Genomic DNA, 19041 nt, shown 5'->3' on the forward strand with positions numbered 1-19041 from the left:
TTTGAACGGGAAAGCCGTGAGCCGCGTCACAGCGACGACACCAGTTGCGCGTTGTCGATCCGCAGCTCCGCACCGTTCACGAAACGCGATTCGTCGGACGCGAGGAACAGCACGAGATTCGCGACGTCCTGCGGGTCGCACATGCGCGCCATCGGATCGCTGCCGATGCCGAGTGCGGCCGGGTCGAGATCGGGCATCAGCGCCTGTGTCATCGGCGTCCAGATCCCGTCCGGATGGATCGAATTGCAGCGGATCCGGTAGCCGCTGCGCTTGCAGTGCACGGCGACGCTGCGCGCGAGCGCCGTCACCGCGCCTTTCGACCCGGTGTACGCGCACATCATCGGCAGCCCGCCGAGCGCGGCGACCGACGACATCATCACGATCGAGCCCGGCGTGTCGTTGCCCTTCATCGCGCCGATCGCATATTTGCAGCCGAGGAAATAGCCATCGGCATTGGTGCGCATCACGCGCCGCCACGTGTCGAGGCTCGTGTCCTCGATCGAGCCGACCGGGCAGATCGCCGCGTTGTTGACGAGCACGTCGAGGCGGCCGAAGCGGTCGAGCGTCGATGCGATCGCGTGCTGCCAGCCTGCTTCGTCGGCGATGTCGTGGCGGACGAACAGCGCCGTGTCGCCGATCTCGCGGGCGAGCGCACGGCCTGCATCCTCGTCGATGTCGGTCAGCACGACACGCGCGCCTTCGGCGGCGAGCAGCAGCGCATCCGCGCGGCCGACGCCGCTTGCCGCGCCGGTGACCAGCGCGACCTTGTTTGCGACTCGATTCATGGTCGGTCGGATTCCTTTGACGTTGAAAATGGGCAGGCACTCATGCGGCGCCCGGCGCGCGGCCGGCCTTGATCGCGTCGAGCGCGGCCGTGCCGTAGATCTGCGCGATCGTGTCGTCGACGCGCGGGTTGGTGCGCAGCTCATGGCCGCCGTCGACCGCGAAGCTCTGGCCGGTCACCCAGCCCGATTCGGGGCCGGCGAGATAGCGCACCGCATGCGCGATCGCTTCGGGTTCGCCGAGCGTGCCGAGCGGGATCTGTTCGAGAAAGCTGTCGACGAGCGCGCGGTTGTCGAACATCGGCGCGGTGGCTTCGGAGCGCGTGAGGCCCGGGCGCACCGCGTTCACGCGGATCTTCGCGCCGGCCAGTTCCTCGGCCGCGCCGCGCACGAGCGCTTCGAGCGCGGCCTTCGCGGTGCAGTACGCGGATAGCCACCGGAAATTGATCTGCGCGGCCGTCGACGAAATGCAGACGATCGCGCCGCCGCCGCTGTCGGCGAGCCGCGGCGCCGCATGACGGATCGCGGCGAACGCGCTGTGCAGGTTCAGGTCGATTTCGGCGCGGAACGTGTCGGCGTCGTGCAGCAGCAGCGGCCGGAAGCCCGCCCCGCCGACCGTCGGCACGACGATGTCGAGGCGATGGTCGATTGCCCAGGCGCAGTCGAGCGCGGCCTGCAGGTCGGCTTCGTCGCAGGCGTCGCCCGCATGGATCGCGACGCGGCTGCCGGGCACGGCGTCGGTCAGTTGCCGCTGCGTGCGTTCGAGCGCGTCGCGGCGGCGGCCCATCAGCACGACGGCCGCGCCGTCGGCGACGAGCGCGTGCGCGCAGGCCGCGCCGATGCCGCCGGCACCACCCGTCACGAGTGCGGTGCGTCCGGCGAGGGGAGCAGAGGTGCGCATCGTTCAGCCCTCCAGCGGCAGGTCTTGCGCCCAGTCGACGTGCAGCGTGCGCGCAGCGAAGCGCCACGTGCCGCCGTCGAGCACACAGCGGTCGCGATAGCGCAGCCCCCAGTCGAGCTTGCGTTTCACGCCGTCGCGCACGTAGACGTGGCAGGCGACGCCGTAGGTCTCGACATCGGCCTCGTCGCCGTCGAGCGTGACGAGCTGGTTGTGCACGTGATGCTGGGTCGCTTCGTAGCGCTCGATCACGCGCATGCCCGCGACGATCGCGTCGCGGTCGTCGAAGCGGAAGCCGGGGCCGGCCAGCGTGGCATCGGGGGTGAAGAGTGCGGTGAGTCGTGGCCAGTCGCGCCGGTCGACGGCTTGCGCGTAGCGGCACGCCAGTTCGTACAGCACGTGGCGGGGATTGGAATCGGTCATGCGTGGGCTCCCGTGGAAGAACGGAACGCGTCGGCCGCGCGAGGCGGGGCGACGCGGCGGCATTGCGACGTCGACGCGCAGGTTCGCATCGGGCAGGCCGGGATTCATCGTCCATACGGAGCAGGGCGAGGGTCGGGGAAAACACCGGGGCCAGCTGCCCTGCTTCACGTGAGGGCGCATGGATGGTGCGGCGCAGCGGCCGGTGCGGAACACGCGTCTGGCGATTCGTGCGGCCGGCCGCGACAGGCACGCGACGTGCCACGTTTCATCCGCGTGGGCGAAGCCGTGGCGCGCGATGTTGCGATGCGTCAGGCCGCGCATCGTCCGCTCAGCGTTTGCCCCTAGTCGAAACGGACGATGGCCGGCGGCCGGGCGCTGGCTACCGTGCAGTCATCCGGTGCCGCATGCGATGCACGCCGGACACGAACCGCACCAGCGGACAACCGGAGGGGACGACGATCATGAGACTGACGACTCGCAAGCTGTGCGTATTGGCGATAGGCACGTTCGCTGCCATGGCGATGGCGCGATACGGCGCCGATCAGGTCCCGTCGCCGCCGTATGCGGCCGGCATCCTGCAATGCCGCTCGGTCGACGCGAACGGTTTGCCGACCGGTTGCGTGCCGATCGATCCGTCGCACTTCGGTTTCGCCGCGATGCGCGGCATGTGACGCCGGCGCGGCCGCGCGCCGCGCCGACCGGCCGGACGTCGTCGCGCGGCGGTTCATTACCCGCATTCGCCGAAATCGCCGCGCAGTCGTCGTGCGTTGGCCAGGCTGGCGCGGCGGGTCCGGCTTCGCGCGATTCGACTGCCGTTGCGTCCGGCAGGGCACGCGACCTGCATTGGCGCCGCCGCGTGCCAGTACCGGCAACGCGGTATCGCGGTAACGCCATCGTGACGTGACGGCGCAGCGGCGTCCGCTTCAGGGCCGCGAACCCTCGCCACACCCACCGCTTTCCGCAGAATTCCAAACGCTGACCCATTCCTCATGTCATCCGACTATTCCCTGACTCACCCCCTGAATACCCGCGACGTGCATCGCTGGGATGCCGAACACGATGTCGTGATCGTCGGCTTCGGCGCGGCCGGCGCCTGCGCGGCGATCGAGGCCGCGAGCGCCGGCGCCGACACGCTGATCGTCGAGCGCGCGTCGAGCTACGGCGGCACGAGCGCGCTGTCGGGCGGCGAGATCTACCTCGGCGGCAGCGGCGGCACGCCCGCGCAGCGGCAGGCCGGCTTTACCGACGACACCGAGGATCTGTACCGCTACCTGATGCTGGCCGGCGGCCGCGACGCCGACGAGGCGAAGGGGCGCCTCTACGCGAACGAAAGCCTGGCGCATCACGACTGGCTCGTCGCGCAGGGCCTCACGTACAAGAACACGTTCATCGCCGAACGGATCGTCGAACCGGAAACCGACGATTGCCTGATCTGGTCGGGCAGCGAGGAAGCCTGGCCGTTCAGCGAGGCCGCGAAGCCGTGCCCGCGCGGGCACACCCCGCAATGGCCGGGCTGGGGCGGCGGGCAGATGCTGATGCGCGTGCTGGCCGAACGCGTGGCGGCGCTCGGCGTCGCGACGCGCTACGACACGCGCGCGCTTGCATTGATCGTCGACGACGGCGGTGCGGTGCGCGGTGTCGTGCTGCGCGCCTATGGCGAGACGGCATTCGTACGGGCGCGTCGCGCGGTGATCCTGTGCGCGGGCGGCTTCGCGATGAACCGCGAGATGGTGCGCCGGCATGCGCCGCAGTTCCTGCGCTCGGACGAACCGATCGGCAGCCCCGGCGACGACGGCTCGGGCATCCTGCTCGGCCAGAGCGCGGGCGGCGCGGCGATTCACATGGATCAAGGCTTCGTCAGCCTGCCGTTCTACGCGCCGGAATCGCTGATCAAGGGGATCTTCGTGAACGCGCGCGGGCAACGCTTCATCAATGAGGACGGCTATCACGGCCGCACGGGCCATCACGCGTTCCACCAGGCCGACGACCGGATCTACCTGCTCGTCGACCAGGCCACCTACCAGGAGCCGCCCGCGATCGCGCGAATCGGCATCGCGGCGGCCGGCGAAACGTGGGAGGAGGTCGAACGCGACCTGCAAATGCCGGCCGGCACGCTGACGGCGACCGTCGATGTCTACAACCGCCATGCGGCCGACGGTGTCGATCCGCTGTTCCACAAGGCGAAGAAGTGGCTGCAGCCGCTGATCGAGCCGCCGTTCGTTGCGCTCGATTGCCGGATCGACTACGCGTTCTATCCGCACTTCACGCTCGGCGGGCTCGACACGCTGCCGACCGGGCAGGTGGTCGATGCGGCGCGCGCGCCGGTGCCGGGGCTCTATGCGGCGGGCCGCACGACCTGCGGGCTGCCGCGCTGGGGCGCCGGGTACAGTTCGGGGCTGTCGCTGGCCGACGCGACGTTCTTCGGCCGGCAGGCCGGGCGTCACGCCGCGCAAGCGGGATGCGACGTAGTGCGCCGCGCCGCCTAGCGTTTTCAGGCCGGAAATGAACGACGCCCCGGGCAATCACATCGCCCGGGGCGTCGTCGTTTCAAGCAGCCGAGCGGCCAAGCAGCCAACCAGTCAGGCCAGTCGACCCTTAACCGAGATCGAGCGCATTCGTCAGATCACCCGGCGGCGTCGCGCCGCGCGCGGCGAACGCCTTGTTGCGCGCGACCACGCCGTCGAGCGGCGCGAGCCCGTGCACGCGGCTGATGAAGCGCAGGATCGAGTTCGTGTCGTACAGCGTGTGATCGACGAATCCCTTCTTCGCGAACGGCGAGATCACGAGCGCGGGAATCCGCGAACCCGGGCCCCAGCGGTCGCCTTCCGGCGGCGCGACGTGATCCCACCAGCCGCCGTTCTCGTCGTGCGTCATCACGATCACGGTGTTGTCCCATTGCGGCCCGCGCCGGATATGGTCGATCACGGTCGCGATGTGACGGTCGCCCGATTCGATGTCCGCGTAGCCCGCGTGCATGTTCAGGTTGCCCTGCGGCTTGTAGAACGTGACGGCCGGCAGGCGGCCCGCGTCGATGTCGGCGATGAAGTGGTTGGTCGACGGTGTGTCGCCGAGCCCCGCGTCGCGCAGGTGCTTGCTGCGCGCGTCGGTGCCGGGCGCGTAGTTCGCGAAATAGTTGAACGGCTGGTGGTGGTACTGGAAATCGGGCACGGTGCCCGTGTCGCGATGCTCGAGCGCGTACTGCCATGCGCCGCTGTACCACGCCCAGTCGACGTTCTTCTCCGACAGGCGGTCGCCGATCGTCGCATAGCCCTGCGGCGGCATCACGCGATGGTCGGCCGGATCCGCATACGCGGCGTTGCCCGGATCGGGCGGTGGCACGTAGCTCGGCTGGTATGGCGGCGCCATCGTGTTCACGCCGTAGCCGTCCGGTGTCAGCGGGCCGTCGGCCACGAACTTCGGCGGGCCGTCGAGCGCGGACGCGGGCGAATCGTCGGCGAGCTTCAGGCGCGTACCGGCCGGATCGTTGCCTTCGACCTTCGACAGCAGTTTCGCCGCATGCGGATGCTTGTGCGCATCCGGATACAGCGGCGGCTGCGCGGAGATCAGGAACATGTGGTTCATCCACGACCCGCCGAAGGCCGCCATGAAGAAGTTGTCGCACAGCGTGTATTGGCGCGCGAGATTCCACAGCCGCAGCGTGTCGGCCGAGTTGCGATAGTGGCCCATCACGAGGCCGCCCGAATCGGCCCACGCGGCGAACTGGTTGTTGCGGCCGGCCGCGATCTGCATCTGGTTCTGGTAGAAGCGATGCCACAGGTCGCGCGTGATCACGCCGTTCGGCAGCGCGTTGCCCTGTGCGTCCTTGATCAGGAACGGCGCGTTCGGCAGCTTGTCGATGTCGCGCTCGGCGATTGCGTAGCGCTTGCCGTCCACTTCCTGTGCCTGCGGCACGAGCCCGCCCCAGATCTTCGGCAGCACGGGCAGCGGCGTCTTGCCGTCGCGATCGAGCTGCTGCGCATGCTCGGACCGCACCTCGCTCAGCGGATGGCGCACGCCCGGGAAATCGCCGTACAGGTTCGCGAAGCTGCGGTTTTCCGCATAGATCACGACGATGTGGCGCACGCGCTGGCGCAACGCTTCGTCGATGCGCAGGTCGGCGGCCGAACGCGGCGCGCTGCCCGCCGTGGTTTCACAGCCGCTGAGCGCGACACCCGCACCGAGCGCGGCGAGGCCGCCGAGCATTCGGCGGCGGTCGGGATCGGCGGGAAGGTCGTCGGGGCGATCGGGGGTGTCGTTCACGTCGTGGGTTCCTCGAATGGGCGGGTGGACGGGGGCGTGATGCGCGGCGGCGTCGCACAGGCTGCCGCGCCGCGGGATGGAAAGCAACGGCCCGCGTGGCATACGGGCAGGCGCGATGCGTCTGTCACAAAAATGTCACGAACGCGACTATAACGCGCCGACGGGGGCGGATGAAAGGTGTTTGTCGGACGATTCGAGTCACGCCTCGGGCGATGCGCGACGCCCGCGCGAGAGCTAGACTGGAATCAGGGGCGGCGCGTCGCAGCGTGCCGCCCGGGCGAGGATTGCCCGGCGGCGCCGGCTCACGGCGTCGTCGCGGTGCCATTGATGCGATGAACGACGCGATGAAGCGAGGCGACGATGGCGCGCATGAATACCGCGTCCGCATGGCCGCCGATGGCGCGCGCCGGCTGCGCGCGTGCCCGCACCCGTCTGCCGTGCCGCGCAACGCAAGCGTAGCGCGCACGCCCGGCCCGACGCCATGGACAAGAAATTCGACTACCCGGGATTGCTGATCGCGGCGGGTTTCTTCGTGCTGTTCGCCGCGCAGTTGCTGATGCTGCGTCCGACGTCGGCGCCGATCGCGTACAGCGATTTCCACCAGCTCGTCGCTGCACGGCTCGTGGACGATCTCGAAGTCGGCCCCGTCTCGATCTCGGGCACGCTGAAGATGCCGCAGGCCGGCACGATGCTGCCGGCGTCCGAAGCCGCGGCCGTTCGGCAGGCCGGCGCGCCGTGGCGCTTCACGACCAACCGCGTGACCGACGAGCACCTGACCGACGCGCTGACCGCCGCCGGCATCCGCTATCACGGTGCGCCCGACACGAGCTGGGTCGCATCGCTTGCGTCGTGGCTGCTGCCGCTCGTGCTGTTCGTGTTCATCTGGAACATGATGCTGCGCAGGCGCGGCGGGCTGCAGGATTTCACCGGGATGGGCAAGAGCCGGGCGCGGGTGTACGTGCAGCAGGAAACCGGCATCACGTTCGACGATATCGCGGGCATCGACGAAGCGAAGGCCGAGCTGCAGCAGCTCGTCGCATTCCTGCGCAACCCCGACCGCTACCAGCGGCTCGGCGGCAAGATTCCGAAGGGTGTACTCGTGGTCGGCGCGCCAGGCACCGGCAAGACGTTGCTCGCGCGCGCGGTGGCCGGCGAGGCGGCCGTGCCGTTCTTCTCGATCAGCGGCTCGGCGTTCGTCGAAATGTTCGTCGGCGTGGGCGCGGCGCGCGTGCGCGACCTGTTCGAGCAGGCGCAGCAGAAGGCGCCGTGCATCGTGTTCGTCGACGAACTCGATGCGCTCGGCAAGGTGCGCGGCGTCGGCCCGATGTCGGGCAACGACGAACGCGAGCAGACGCTCAACCAGTTGCTCGTCGAGATGGACGGCTTCCAGGCCGGCTCCGGCGTGATCATCATGGCCGCGACGAACCGGCCCGAGATCCTCGATCCCGCGCTGCTGCGGCCGGGCCGCTTCGATCGTCACATCGCGATCGACCGTCCCGATGTGAATGGCCGAAGGCAGATCCTGGGCGTGCACGTGAAGCGCGTGAAGCTTGCGGCCGACGTCGATCTTGGCGAACTTGCGTCGCGCACGCCGGGCTTTGTCGGCGCGGATCTCGCGAACGTCGTCAACGAGGCGGCGCTGCATGCGGCCGAACTCGGCAAGCCGGCGATCGGCATGGCCGATTTCGACGAGGCGATCGACCGCGCGTTGACGGGCCTCGAGCGCAAGAGCCGCGTGATGAACGCGCAGGAGAAGCTGACCATCGCGTATCACGAGGCCGGTCATGCGCTCGTCGCGGAAAGCCGCGCGCATTGCGATCCGGTGAAGAAGGTGTCGATCATTCCGCGCGGTGTCGCGGCGCTCGGCTATACGCAGCAGGTGCCGACCGAGGATCGCTACGTATTGCGCCGAAGCGAGCTGCTCGACCGGATCGATGCGCTGCTCGGGGGCCGCGCTGCCGAAGAACTCGTGTTCGGCGACGTGTCGACGGGCGCGCAGAACGATCTCGAGCGCGCGACCGCGATGGCGCGCCACATGGTCATGCAGTACGGGATGAGCGAGAAGATCGGGCTCGCGACGTTCGACGACGGCGATGCGCGCCAGGGCATACCGGGCGCCTGGCATGCGGGCGACGGGCGCTGCAGCGAGCACACCGCGCGGATGATCGACGACGAGGTGCGCACGCTGCTGGCCGACGCCCATGCAAGAGTCGCGGCGACGCTCGGCGAACGCCGCGAGGCGCTCGAACGCATCGCGCGCAGGCTGCTGCAATGCGAGGTGCTCGAACGCGACGCGCTGCAGGCGCTGATCGACGGGCGCGTCGAACCGTCATCCGCCAGGACGGCGGCGCCGGACGATGCAGCCGGCGCACGCGGCGGCGCGGTCGAAACGGAGCAGGCGTCCGCGGTCGAGCGCGATTTCGTCGCGTACGGGCCGCCACGCGAACCCGATCGCTGAATGAAGACGCCATGAACCTGCGAGCGGCGCGCGTCGAAGCGACGGCGTGCCGTCATTCCTTTCCCCGTTGATCTCCACGGAGTCGCCATGAGCGAGGCGCACGTATCGGTCGATGTCGCGCAGCAGGCGCGTTTCTGTTTCGAAGTGGTATTTGCCGGCACGACGCTGGCGCCGGTGCTCACGGACGAACCGCCGCCGCACGGCGGCGGACGCGGGCCGAACCCGATCCGGTTATTGGCCGCGGCCGTTGCAACCTGTCTCGCGGCGAGCCTGCAGTTCGCGCTGGAAAAACAGCATGTCGATCCGCAACCGATTGCCGCGCATATCGACGTCGACATGGTGCAGAACGAAGCGGGCAGGGTGCGCGTGGGCGCGATGTCGGTACGGCTGTCGATCGGCAAGACGTGGGCCGATCTCGCGGTCGCGACGCGCGTGCTCGATCAGTTCGACGCGTATTGCGTACTGACGGAGAGCCTGCGCGAAGGCATTCCGGTTGCGATCGACCTGTGCGACGTGAACGGTGCGGCGCTCGCATACGCGACGACGGACGCGTGAGCGTGCGTCAGGTGGGTCAGGATTCAGCCGCGGCCGCGACTTCGGCCGCCTCGGCGAGCGCGTCGAGAAAGCGCGTGCGCCACCAGTGCACGTCGGTCTTGCGCACGATCGCCATCAGCGCCGCGTGACGCTGGCGACGCTCTTCGAGCGGCATCGTGAGTGCGCGCTGGATCGCCTGCGCGGTGCCTTGCGTGTCGTACGGATTGACGAGCAGCGCAGGCTTCAACTGTTCGGCCGCGCCGGCGAAACGCGACAGCACGAGTACGCCCGGGTCGGCTGCGTCCTGCGCGGCGAGAAATTCTTTCGCGACGAGGTTCATCCCGTCGCGCAGCGGCGTGACGAGTGCGACGCGGCTCGCGCGATAGAGGCCCGGCAAGCGCTTGCGCGCGACGGTGCGGTGGATGTAGCGCATCGGCATCCATTCGAGTTCGCCGTAGTCGCCGTTGATCGCGCCGCACAGGCTGTCCATCTCGCGCCGCAGGTCGTCGTAAGCGCCGAGATCCTCGCGGCTCGGCGCGGCGATCTGGATCAGCGTCGCGCGATTGCGGTTCTCCGGATATTGTTCGAGCAACTGTCGGAACGCATGCACGCGCTGCGGCAGCCCCTTCGTGTAGTCGAGCCGGTCGACGCCGACCAGCAACTGGCGGCGCGAATATTCGTCGCGCATCCGGTCGAACATATCGAGCCCGTCGCGATCGCGCGCGAGCGATTCGAACTCGTCGACGTTGATGCCGATCGGGAATGCGCCGGCCGACAGCGTGCGGCCGAACGCGCGCAGGCGGCCGTCGGGCAGCCGCGCGGCGCCGGCTTCCGCTTCGACGTAATGCTCGAAGTGAAGCAGATCCGACTCGGTCTGGAAGCCGACGAGATCGTAGGCGAACAGCGAACGCATCAGCCATTCGTGTTCCGGGATCGCGGCCATGATCGGCGGCGGCGGCATCGGGATGTGCAGGAAGAAGCCGATCGGGTTCGTGCAGCCCATCGCGCGCAACTCGGCGGCGAGCGGAATCAACTGGTAGTCGTGGACCCAGATGGTGTCGTCGGGGCGCAGCAGCGTGCGCAGCTTGCGCGCGAACAACTGGTTCACGCGCCGGTAGCCGTCGGCGAAGCGGCGGTCGAACTGCGCGAGGTCGAGCCGGTAGTGAAACACCGGCCACAGCACGTTGTTCGAATAACCGAGGTAGTACGCGTCGTAATCCTGCGGGTCGAGATCGATCGTCGCGAGCTGGATGCCGCCGACGTTCTGGATCTGCACCTCGTCGCCGTGCGCAGGCTGGTCGTCGCTGCCGCGCAGCCTCCCGCTCCAGCCGAACCAGACGCCGCCGGATTCCTGAAGGCTGTCCTTCACGGCGACGGCGAGCCCGCCGGCCGCGGCTTTACGGGGATCTGCAATACGATTGGATACGACGACGAGTCGGCTCACCTGCTCTCCTGACGATTGTTGGGGGAAAGGTTCGTGCGGCCGTGGCGCGAGAAGCAGACGCCGCCGTCGTTGCGCGGTGCGCGCAGCGACAGGGCCGCACTGCGATCGGACGGGAGTCAGGGCACGCGATTCGCCGTCCGATCGGGGAGTGCTTTTTTAAGCATACTCGTCATTCGTTCGTTTTAAAAGTGTGCGTCGGCGAGCGACGCGCGTGCGAATGCAGCGTGATCTCCATGTCGCCGGTATGGCAACGTGAGCAACCCGAGCGGGATCGAAACTTGCGCAACGCTGCACGTTCAGCGTGCGCCGTGTCATGCGGAAGCGGGCACGTCGCGCGCGATCGAGCGTGGCGATGTGCATGTCATGACGTGTGCACGAGGCCCGCGCCGGTCGCTGGAAACGACCGGCGGCGCCGTGGCTGCGCCGACGCGCGAGCGACACGTCTGCATGCCGCGCACGCGCGACGCGAATCGGCGCAGCGCGACGTCATGCATGCGAACCGGCCGCGCCGGACGGCGACGCTACGCAGCTGCACCGCGTGCCGCGTGCCGCGTGCCGCGTGCGGCCGCGCTTCGCGCGGTGCGCGCAAGCGTGACGCAGGCGGATCGGCGGAACAGCAGGCGCATCGTCGTCACCTTGCGGTATCGGTTACGCGATCAGCGGTTACGCAGCAGCTGGTTGCCAGTGAGGTGCGGCGGGATCTTGCGCGTACGTGCCCGGCGACGCCACGTACGTGCCGGACGGCATCCGGAACGCGGCAACCGTTTCGGACAGCTCGCGGCCTTGCGCCTCGAGCGACTTCGATGCGGCCGCGGCCTGCTCGACGAGCGCCGCGTTCTGCTGGGTCGTCTCGTCCATCTGCGTGATCGTCAGGTTCACCTGGTCGATGCCGCGGCTCTGCTCGGCCGACGCGGCCGCGATCTCGCCCATGATGTCCGTCACGCGCGCGACGGCCTGCGTGACGTCCGACATCGTCTTGCCGGCTTCGCCCGCGAGTTCGGAACCGTCGCGGATCGTCTGCACCGACGCGGAGATCAGCTCCTTGATCTCCTTCGCCGCCGTCGACGAGCGCTGCGCGAGGCTGCGCACCTCGCTCGCGACCACCGCGAAGCCGCGGCCCTGTTCGCCCGCACGCGCGGCTTCGACGGCCGCGTTCAGCGCAAGGATGTTGGTCTGGAACGCGATGCCTTCGATGATGCCCGTGATGTCCGCGATCTTCGACGAGCTGTGGCCGATCTCCGTCATCGTGTCGACCACGCGGCCGACCACCGAGCTGCCGCGCTGCGCGACGTCCGACGCATTCGCGGCGAGCGAGCTGGCCTGTTGCGCGTTCTCCGCGTTCAAGCGCACCGTCGACGTGAATTCCTCCATCGTCGCGGCGGTTTCCTGCAGCGACGCGGCCTGTTCCTCGGTGCGCTGGCTCAGGTCGAGGTTGCCCGACGCGATCTCGCCGACCGCATGCGCGATGCTGTTCGATGAATCGCGCACGCGGCCGACGATGCCGATCAGCCGCTCGTTCATCGTTCGCAACGCGTCGAGCAGATCGCGCGTCTCGTCGTTGCCGCTCACGTGGATGCGGCTGCCGAGATCGCCGTTCGCGACCGTGCGCGCGACGTCCACGGCCGAGCCGATCGGCACCGTGATCTTGCGCGTCAGCCACAGGCCGCCGCATGCCGCGAGCGCGACGGCGATCAGGCAGATGCCGACCAGCAGGTTGCGTTCCATTGCATAGCGATCCGCGAATTGCTGCGCGATCGCGAGCTCGCGTTCATGCGTATAGGTGGCGTACGCGTCGGTTGCGCGCACCAGTTGCGCGAGCAGTGGCCGGCAGTTGTCGTTGATGTCGGCGGTGGCCTCGTCTTTCTTGCCGGCCTGCATGAGCCCGACGATGCGCAGCGCGACAGGCCCGTAGCGGGTTTCGATGCGCACGATGTCGGCCACCAGTTCACGCGCGCGATCGGAGGTATCGGTCGCGTTCGCCATCAGGTCCTTGAGCTTCGCGAGGTGCTCCTGCACGTCCTTGTGCGCCTGGTTCACCTCGGCCAGTTCGAGCTCGAGGTCGGACGGTTTGGTCACGAGCACGAGATTGCGCGCGGCGATCGCGCGCCGGTCGACCGCGGTGCGGATTTGCGCGGAAACGGCCGCCCGCGCATTGATGCCGTTCATGTAGCGGGAAAACTCGGCGTTCGTAGCGGATAGCGCCTTGAGTCCCATGCCCGACACGATCACGACGACCGCGGCGAGCAGGCCGAAGCCGCCAAGGAGTTTTGTTTTGATGCTCATTCTGGCGATTTTCACAGTGTGCCTCTGTGCGTGTGGTTGACGAATTGGATTTATTGTTCGACCAGATACGGGCTCGTGCCGGAATTAACGGGTATGCGGGATGTTTCTTTACCCTTCGAAAACCCTGATATTAGTTTTTTTAGCGCTGGGATCGTTGCTGGGCGGGAACTCTTGATTTTGATCAAGAATCGGCGGAGTGCCCGTAATTAAAAGGTTTATACGTGGAATTTGAAACCGGTTTTCGTGGGTGAAACAATAGTCTTCGTTTTGCTAATATTTGTATGATGAATTCTTTTCGATTTATGGATGAATATCGGGATTTAGTTTGGATTCAATTGGGGAGGGAACCCGTGCGCGTTGTCGGCGAATGCCGACGCGATTGGCGGTAATGGCTGATCAACGGAAATTCGCGGCGCAGGGGGTGCGCCGGAACGAGGCCCGCGGCGGGCGCCGCGGACCATGAGAGGGTCAGAACGTGGTGCGCAATCCGGCCATCACGCTGCGGCCGCCTTCCGGTGCGAAGCCGCGCACGACCGACGTCGAGTAGCGGATCTCCTGGTTCGTCAGGTTGTCGCCGCGCAGGTACGCGAGCCAGTGCGTCGCGCCCATGCGGAACTTGTACGTCAGCATCACGCCGAGCGACGTGTAGCCGTCCGTCGAGAAATCGTTGTCGGGCACGCGATGCTGCGACCACGCGTGCGTGACCTGCGCGCGCGCACCGAACGGGCCGTAACCGTAGTCGGCCGCGAGCGTTGCGCGCAGCGGCGCAATGCGCGGCAGTGGCTGGCCCGTGTCGACGTTGCGCGCATGCGTGTAGTCGGCCGTCAGTTCGAGATCGACCGTGTGGCCGCGCCGCGAGAAGGCGCGCCACTTGCCGTCCAGCTCGATGCCGTAGAACTCGGCGCGCACGCCGCGATAGATCGCTTCGTTCAGCGCACCGTCGGTGCCGGGCGCGACGGGCTCGTCGTCGCCGTTCACGACGCGGCCCGTGTTGTACTCGGTCAGGTAGTTCGAGAAGCGGTTGTAGAACACGCCGACGCTGCCGCGGTTCGGCCCGCTCGCATAGCGCAGCGACAGGTCGGTCGACACCGCCTTTTCCTTCGACGCGTTCGGGTTGCCGATCAGGAACTGGCCGGTCGCATCGTGCGGGCCGTTCGAATACAGCTCGTAGAAGGTCGGCGCGCGTTCGGTGTATGCGACGTTGGCCGCCACCGACCACACGGGCGTCAGCGAGAACAGTGCGCCGGCCGACAGGCTGCCCGCGTTGAATTCGCGCGGCTGCGCCCCCGCGAATTTCTCGACGCCGGCCGGATCGGGATCGACCTTCACGTGCTCGAAGCGGCCGCCGAGGCTCAGCTTGAGCGCGGGGACGACCTGCCATTCCTCGAGGCCGAACAGCGCGACGCTGTTGGTGCGCGTGGACGGCACGAGCAATTCGTCGCCGAGCGCGGAGAACGTGTTCTGGCCGAACTGCACGCCGATCGCGCCTTCGAACGGGCCGATCTTGCGATGCTGCGCTTCGATGCGCGCCTCGTAGCCGCGATTGCGGAAGGTGGTCGCGGTTTCGCCGTTGTTGACCTCCTTGTGGCGGTAGTCGGTGTACGCGAAGTCGAATTTCAGCTTCGTGAACGGCCCGCTCAGGTTGCGCACCTCGGACGCGAGCGCGAGGCGCTCCTGGCGCATCCGCAGCCGCACGTCGCTTTCCGCGACGGAGCCGTAGTTCGATTCGTAGCCGCTGTACGACAGGCCCGCGAAGCCGTCCGCCCACGTGTACGACGCGCCGACCGCGCCGCCGTGCACGCGGCCGTCGCTGTTCGGTACGTTGCCGTACGGCTGCGGCGTGTCGGGGCCGTCGATCGCGCGTTGTTGGCTGCTGCGCGCGTAGCCGGGAATCCGCAGCTTGCTCGTCTCGCGGTCGAACGCATCGACGTGGAACGCGAAGCGGCCGTTGCCGCCTTCGACCTGTGCGGCGCCCGCGCGCACGGAATTCGCGCCGCCGTAGCGCGCGTCGAGCGCACCCGTCACGCCCTGGATCGCTTCGCGCGGAATCCGGTTGTCGATCGTGTTGACCACACCGCCCACCGCATTGCCGCCATACAGCAGCGCAGCCGGGCCGCGCACGATCTCGACGCGTTCGATCGACAGCGGGTCCTGCGGCACCGCGTGGTCGTACGACAGCGACGACGCGTCGTACGCCGCGACGCCGTTCTGCAGCAGCCGGATCCGGTCGCCATCCATCCCGCGGATGATCGGGCGGCCGACCATCGGTCCGTAGGTGGTGGTCGACACGCCGGGCAGCCCGTTCAGCGTTTCGCCGAGCGAATCGGCCTGGCGGCGCGTCAGCGCATCGCCGGAAAGCTGGGCGGTCGGTGCGATCAGTTCGTTGTCGCCGAGCGGGTTCGCGGTCACGAAGATCGGGGCGAGCGTGGTGGTCGGCGGCGTGCCGGATACGGCGGGCGGTTCGGTCTGCGCGTGCGCGACGGCGGCGAACAGCATCAGCGAAAGGGACGAGAGCGGGCGAAGCGGTAGACGAGGGAGGTCGCGCATGGTCGGTGAATCGGTTGGAATCGGATCGGATAACGAGCGATGCAGGTCACGGCTGGATACGATATATTGTTGCGTCTGCGACGCGCAGTGACCCGTTGGAACATGGCTCGGCGAGGCTCGGCCACCCAAAGTGGAACGGCGTCAGGCAGACGAGCACGCGAAATGATATGTTATATCATTTCAAAATCCAAGCCGGATGGCGGGATCCTGTCGGGTTTCTGTCGAATGGGGGGAACGGTGGCGGGAGCGGAAATCGTCTGCGCGGTGTTCGGAGCGATCGCCTGAACCGGATGACGCGATGCGCACGCCGACGCGTTGCCGATGCGCCGGCCAGATGCGTGTTGCCAGCGTTCGGTGTCCGTCGAAGCTGCCCGCCGGACGCAGCCCTGCGCCGATCGATACGGCGGGCGCGGACCTCCGCTCATGAGTCAGGACGCAGTGCGATTCCGCGTCGCGCGACGGTGCGACGGCTTGTAGCGGTGGCCATTGCTGTGCATTGCCGCGCGTGTTGATACGTATCAACGTCGTTCGATTCCGAAACCGGATACTGGATCGCTCTTCGACCAGGCAGGAGCGACCTATGACCCAAACCATGAAAGCGGCCGTCGTGCACGCATTCGGCGAACCGCTGCGCATCGAGGAAGTACCTGTGCCGACACCGGGGCCCGGCCAGATCCTCGTCAACATCAAGGCGACGGGCGTGTGCCATACCGACCTGCACGCAGCCGATGGCGACTGGCCGGTCAAGCCGGCGTTGCCGTTCATTCCGGGGCATGAAGGCGTGGGCATCGTCGCGGCGGTCGGGGCGGGCGTCACGCACGTGCGCGAGGGCGATCGCGTGGGCGTGCCGTGGCTCTACACGGCCTGCGGCCATTGCGAGTACTGCCACACGGGCTGGGAAACGCTGTGCCACGGCCAGCAGAACACCGGCTATTCGGTGAACGGCAGCTACGCGGAATACGTGCTGGCCGATCCCGACTACGTCGGCCATTTGCCCGCGCAGGTTGCGTTCGACGAGATCGCGCCGATCCTGTGTGCGGGTGTCACCGTCTACAAGGGCATTCGCGTGACCGATACGCGCCCGGGCCAGTGGCTCGCGATCTCCGGCATCGGCGGCCTCGGGCACGTGGCCGTGCAGTATGCGCGCGCAATGGGCCTGCACGTCGCGGCCATCGACATCTCACCCGACAAGCTCGCGCTGGCGCGGCAGCTCGGCGCGGAACTGACGATCGACGCGTCGACCGACGATCCGGCCAAGGTGATCCAGAAGGAGATCGGCGGTGCGCACGGCGTGCTCGTTACGGCCGTGTCGCGCAGCGCGTTCGCGCAGGCACTCGGGATGGTGCGGCGCGGCGGCACGGTGGCGCTCAACGGCTTGCCGCCGGGCGATTTCCCGTTGCCGATTTTCTCGACCGTGCTGAACGGCATCACCGTGCGCGGGTCGATCGTCGGTACGCGGCGCGACCTGCAGGAATCGCTCGACTTCGCGGCCGATGGCCTGGTGCGCGCGCATATCCATCGCGACCGGCTCGGCAACATCAACGACGTGTTCGCGAAGCTGCGCGAAGGCAAGGTCGACGGGCGCATCGTGCTGACCGACATGCATTGATGCCGTGAGCGCGCACACGCCGCCGCGCGACGAATCGCGTCGTGCGGCGGCGTGGCGGTCATGCAAGCGTCATGGTGCGAAGAACACGTCGGTGCGGTTCGTCAGGTTGCCCGCGTTGGTCTGGACGAAGAACGGATGGAACGACGATGACGGAAGCACGTCGAGCCCCTGGTAGTCGCCGATGAAGAAACCTTCGGCATTGGGTGCGAGCTTCATGTCGAACGGGCCGCCGACACGCCGCTCGTCGCCGAACGTCGTGCCGCCGTCATGCGAGATCTTGCGCCAGAAGCCGGTCGGCAGTGTCGTGGTGTTGCCGGCCTGCAGGTCGCGGAAGTCGTAGTACGTGACCATCACGGCCCCCGTGTTGTCGACGCGCACCGACGGATTGAACGCAGGGCGTCCGGTCGGCGTGTTCAACTGTTGTGGCGCGCTCCAGGTCGCGCCGCCGTCCTTCGACGTCGATACCGCGATCTCGTCGTACGTGCCGCCGTTGAAGCGGCTGTCCTGCCACACGACGTACAGCTGCCCCGACGCGGGATCGATCGCGGGTTCCGGAATGATGTCGCCGGTGCGCACCGGTTCGCCGGTGACCGGATCCGTGACGCCGACCGTCTGCAGGCCGGCGATCACCTGCGGTTTCGTCCACGTTGCGCCGTCGTCGGTCGACTTGATGAACGCGACCTTGCCGGCCGCCTTGCTGAACGGTGGCTGGATCAGGTCGAAGAAATCATAGAGCGTGCCGCTCTTCGGATCGACGACGATCTGGTTGCCGATCGTCTGCTGGCGTGAAGGCACGTTGACGATCACTTTCGGGGCGCTCCACGTCTTGCCGCCGTCGGTCGTCTTCGAAAACAGCGTCGGGCCGCGGTACGCCTTCGTGTGCAGGTTCGCATATGGGTTGCCGTTCGGCAGCTCGAGGCGGTCCCATACCGCATACGCCGTGCCGGCCTTTACCGGGTTCGCGGTCACCGATTCCTTGTCGTTGAAGAACTGCGTCGTCGGCTCGTCGTTCGCGATCAGCACCGCGGGGCTGCTCCAGGTCTGCCCGCCGTCGGTCGAAACCGACGCGGCAACCGCATTGCTGTTGTTCGACTGGTTGAACGAGATCGACACCGAGTACGCGGTACCGTCCGGCCCGAACGAGACCCACGGATCGGACGCGCGTTCGTACTTGAGCCCGCCGGGCGCGCAAGCGCTGAACGGCTGCGGCGTGCGCGCCCAGGTCGCGCCGCCGTCGAACGTGTAGCCGGCGACGAGCCCGTGGGCGCCGCCGTTCGACCAGCGGTCCTGCTGCCACACGCCGATCATGTTCATCGGGTTGGCAGGGTTGACCGATAGCCACGGCTCGACTTCGGCGTTCACGTAGTTGGTGCCGGGGCCGCCGATGGTGCAGGCGGCGAACGGGCTCGGGCCGGACACGACGACGGGATCGGCGTGCGCCGCGGCAGCGGCGGCCATCGCCATCGCGGCGGACAGGCGGGTGACAAGCGAGTGGGACACGATCATGCGTCGCATGGACTGCTCCTCGGTGACGTGCGGGTGCGATGGTGCGGCACGACGCGGCAGCGCGATCCGGCGCGCGGCGTCGTCTGCCGCGCATCAGGCCGATACGTGTCGTTCAGGATGCCGCTTCGGTCATCGCAATCCGCGTATGCTGGATGCCGCCAGCACTTCGGTTAAGACTCCTTTTCATTTTCATTGCTTGTCGGGTGTGTCTGCGATGTCGACCGGACGGGAAGACTTGCCCGGGGAGGCGACGAATGCGTCGAGGTGGATTGCAATGTAGGCGATTCAAATGCTGCC

13 protein-coding genes are annotated in these 19041 nt (G+C 67.7%); 5 read left to right on the forward strand and 8 right to left on the reverse strand.

Annotated elements, in window-relative coordinates; translation table 11 throughout:
- Positions 1 to 26: 26 nt before the first annotated feature.
- Genes F3J15_RS02700 through F3J15_RS02710 form a run of 3 tightly spaced genes read right to left on the reverse strand, consistent with a single transcriptional unit; the run spans position 27 to position 2103 of the window.
- Positions 27 to 785 (reverse strand): SDR family oxidoreductase, encoded by a 759-nt coding sequence (locus F3J15_RS02700; RefSeq protein WP_166887432.1) that lies wholly within the window; start codon positions 783 to 785, stop codon positions 27 to 29.
- A 40-nt stretch (positions 786 to 825) separates the two neighbouring features.
- The gene (locus tag F3J15_RS02705) at positions 826 to 1683 is read right to left on the reverse strand and encodes an SDR family oxidoreductase (RefSeq protein ID WP_166887435.1); all 858 of its coding nucleotides are present in this window, start codon (positions 1681 to 1683) and stop codon (positions 826 to 828) included.
- Between the two features lie 3 nt (positions 1684 to 1686).
- The gene (locus F3J15_RS02710; RefSeq protein WP_166887439.1) at positions 1687 to 2103 is read right to left on the reverse strand and encodes a nuclear transport factor 2 family protein; all 417 of its coding nucleotides are present in this window, start codon (positions 2101 to 2103) and stop codon (positions 1687 to 1689) included.
- Between the two features lie 461 nt (positions 2104 to 2564).
- On the opposite strand from F3J15_RS02710, the gene F3J15_RS02715 reads away from it, so the two are divergent.
- On the forward strand, positions 2565 to 2774 hold the full coding sequence (locus F3J15_RS02715) for a hypothetical protein (protein ID WP_089427420.1): 210 nt from the start codon (positions 2565 to 2567) through the stop codon (positions 2772 to 2774).
- 318 nt (positions 2775 to 3092) lie between these two features.
- A complete protein-coding gene (locus F3J15_RS02720) occupies positions 3093 to 4589 on the forward strand; it encodes an FAD-dependent oxidoreductase (protein WP_166887442.1) in 1497 nt (498 codons plus the stop codon).
- Between the two features lie 109 nt (positions 4590 to 4698).
- On the opposite strand, the gene F3J15_RS02725 is transcribed toward F3J15_RS02720, so the two are convergent.
- A complete protein-coding gene (locus F3J15_RS02725; protein ID WP_166887445.1) occupies positions 4699 to 6363 on the reverse strand; it encodes an acid phosphatase in 1665 nt (554 codons plus the stop codon).
- Positions 6364 to 6844: 481 nt separating this feature from the next.
- Between F3J15_RS02725 and ftsH the strand changes: the two genes are divergently transcribed.
- Positions 6845 to 8821 (forward strand): ATP-dependent zinc metalloprotease FtsH, encoded by a 1977-nt coding sequence (ftsH, locus tag F3J15_RS02730; RefSeq protein ID WP_166887448.1) that lies wholly within the window; start codon positions 6845 to 6847, stop codon positions 8819 to 8821.
- Between the two features lie 87 nt (positions 8822 to 8908).
- Positions 8909 to 9376, forward strand: coding sequence for an OsmC family protein (locus F3J15_RS02735; RefSeq protein WP_166887450.1), 468 nt, complete (start codon positions 8909 to 8911; stop codon positions 9374 to 9376).
- A gap of 16 nt (positions 9377 to 9392) precedes the next feature.
- On the opposite strand, the gene otsA is transcribed toward F3J15_RS02735, so the two are convergent.
- From otsA to F3J15_RS02750, 3 genes are all read right to left on the reverse strand, one after another.
- A complete protein-coding gene (gene otsA / locus F3J15_RS02740) occupies positions 9393 to 10799 on the reverse strand; it encodes an alpha,alpha-trehalose-phosphate synthase (UDP-forming) (protein WP_069251635.1) in 1407 nt (468 codons plus the stop codon).
- Positions 10800 to 11462: 663 nt separating this feature from the next.
- Positions 11463 to 13082, reverse strand: a complete 1620-nt coding sequence (locus tag F3J15_RS02745; RefSeq protein ID WP_205190658.1) for a methyl-accepting chemotaxis protein — start codon at positions 13080 to 13082, stop codon at positions 11463 to 11465.
- 468 nt (positions 13083 to 13550) lie between these two features.
- Complete coding sequence (locus F3J15_RS02750) at positions 13551 to 15629, reverse strand: TonB-dependent receptor (protein WP_240158741.1); 2079 nt, start codon at positions 15627 to 15629, stop codon at positions 13551 to 13553.
- A gap of 580 nt (positions 15630 to 16209) precedes the next feature.
- Between F3J15_RS02750 and adhP the strand changes: the two genes are divergently transcribed.
- On the forward strand, positions 16210 to 17238 hold the full coding sequence (adhP, locus tag F3J15_RS02755; protein ID WP_166887456.1) for an alcohol dehydrogenase AdhP: 1029 nt from the start codon (positions 16210 to 16212) through the stop codon (positions 17236 to 17238).
- A gap of 69 nt (positions 17239 to 17307) precedes the next feature.
- Here the strand turns inward: adhP and F3J15_RS02760 are convergent, their stop codons facing one another.
- Positions 17308 to 18753: a sialidase family protein gene (locus tag F3J15_RS02760; RefSeq protein WP_166887459.1), complete on the reverse strand. Its 1446-nt coding sequence runs from the start codon at positions 18751 to 18753 to the stop codon at positions 17308 to 17310.
- Positions 18754 to 19041: the final 288 nt, after the last annotated feature.

It is taken from the genome of Burkholderia sp. Ap-955 (assembly GCF_011753045.1).
GTDB classification, from domain to species: Bacteria; Pseudomonadota; Gammaproteobacteria; order Burkholderiales; family Burkholderiaceae; genus Burkholderia; species Burkholderia lata_D.

Bases quoted from the DNA above. Each gene is read 5' to 3' on its own strand.
- F3J15_RS02760 (WP_166887459.1), bottom strand. From the start codon at position 18,753: ATGCGACGCATGATCGTGTCCCACTCGCTTGTCACCCGCCTGTCCGCC.
- adhP (WP_166887456.1), top strand. From the start codon at position 16,210: ATGACCCAAACCATGAAAGCGGCCGTCGTGCACGCATTCGGCGAACCG.
- F3J15_RS02735 (WP_166887450.1), top strand. From the start codon at position 8,909: ATGAGCGAGGCGCACGTATCGGTCGATGTCGCGCAGCAGGCGCGTTTC.
- F3J15_RS02715 (WP_089427420.1), top strand. From the start codon at position 2,565: ATGAGACTGACGACTCGCAAGCTGTGCGTATTGGCGATAGGCACGTTC.
- F3J15_RS02720 (WP_166887442.1), top strand. From the start codon at position 3,093: ATGTCATCCGACTATTCCCTGACTCACCCCCTGAATACCCGCGACGTG.
- F3J15_RS02750 (WP_240158741.1), bottom strand. From the start codon at position 15,629: ATGCGCGACCTCCCTCGTCTACCGCTTCGCCCGCTCTCGTCCCTTTCG.
- F3J15_RS02710 (WP_166887439.1), bottom strand. From the start codon at position 2,103: ATGACCGATTCCAATCCCCGCCACGTGCTGTACGAACTGGCGTGCCGC.
- F3J15_RS02745 (WP_205190658.1), bottom strand. From the start codon at position 13,082: ATGAGCATCAAAACAAAACTCCTTGGCGGCTTCGGCCTGCTCGCCGCG.
- ftsH (WP_166887448.1), top strand. From the start codon at position 6,845: ATGGACAAGAAATTCGACTACCCGGGATTGCTGATCGCGGCGGGTTTC.
- F3J15_RS02700 (WP_166887432.1), bottom strand. From the start codon at position 785: ATGAATCGAGTCGCAAACAAGGTCGCGCTGGTCACCGGCGCGGCAAGC.
- F3J15_RS02705 (WP_166887435.1), bottom strand. From the start codon at position 1,683: ATGCGCACCTCTGCTCCCCTCGCCGGACGCACCGCACTCGTGACGGGT.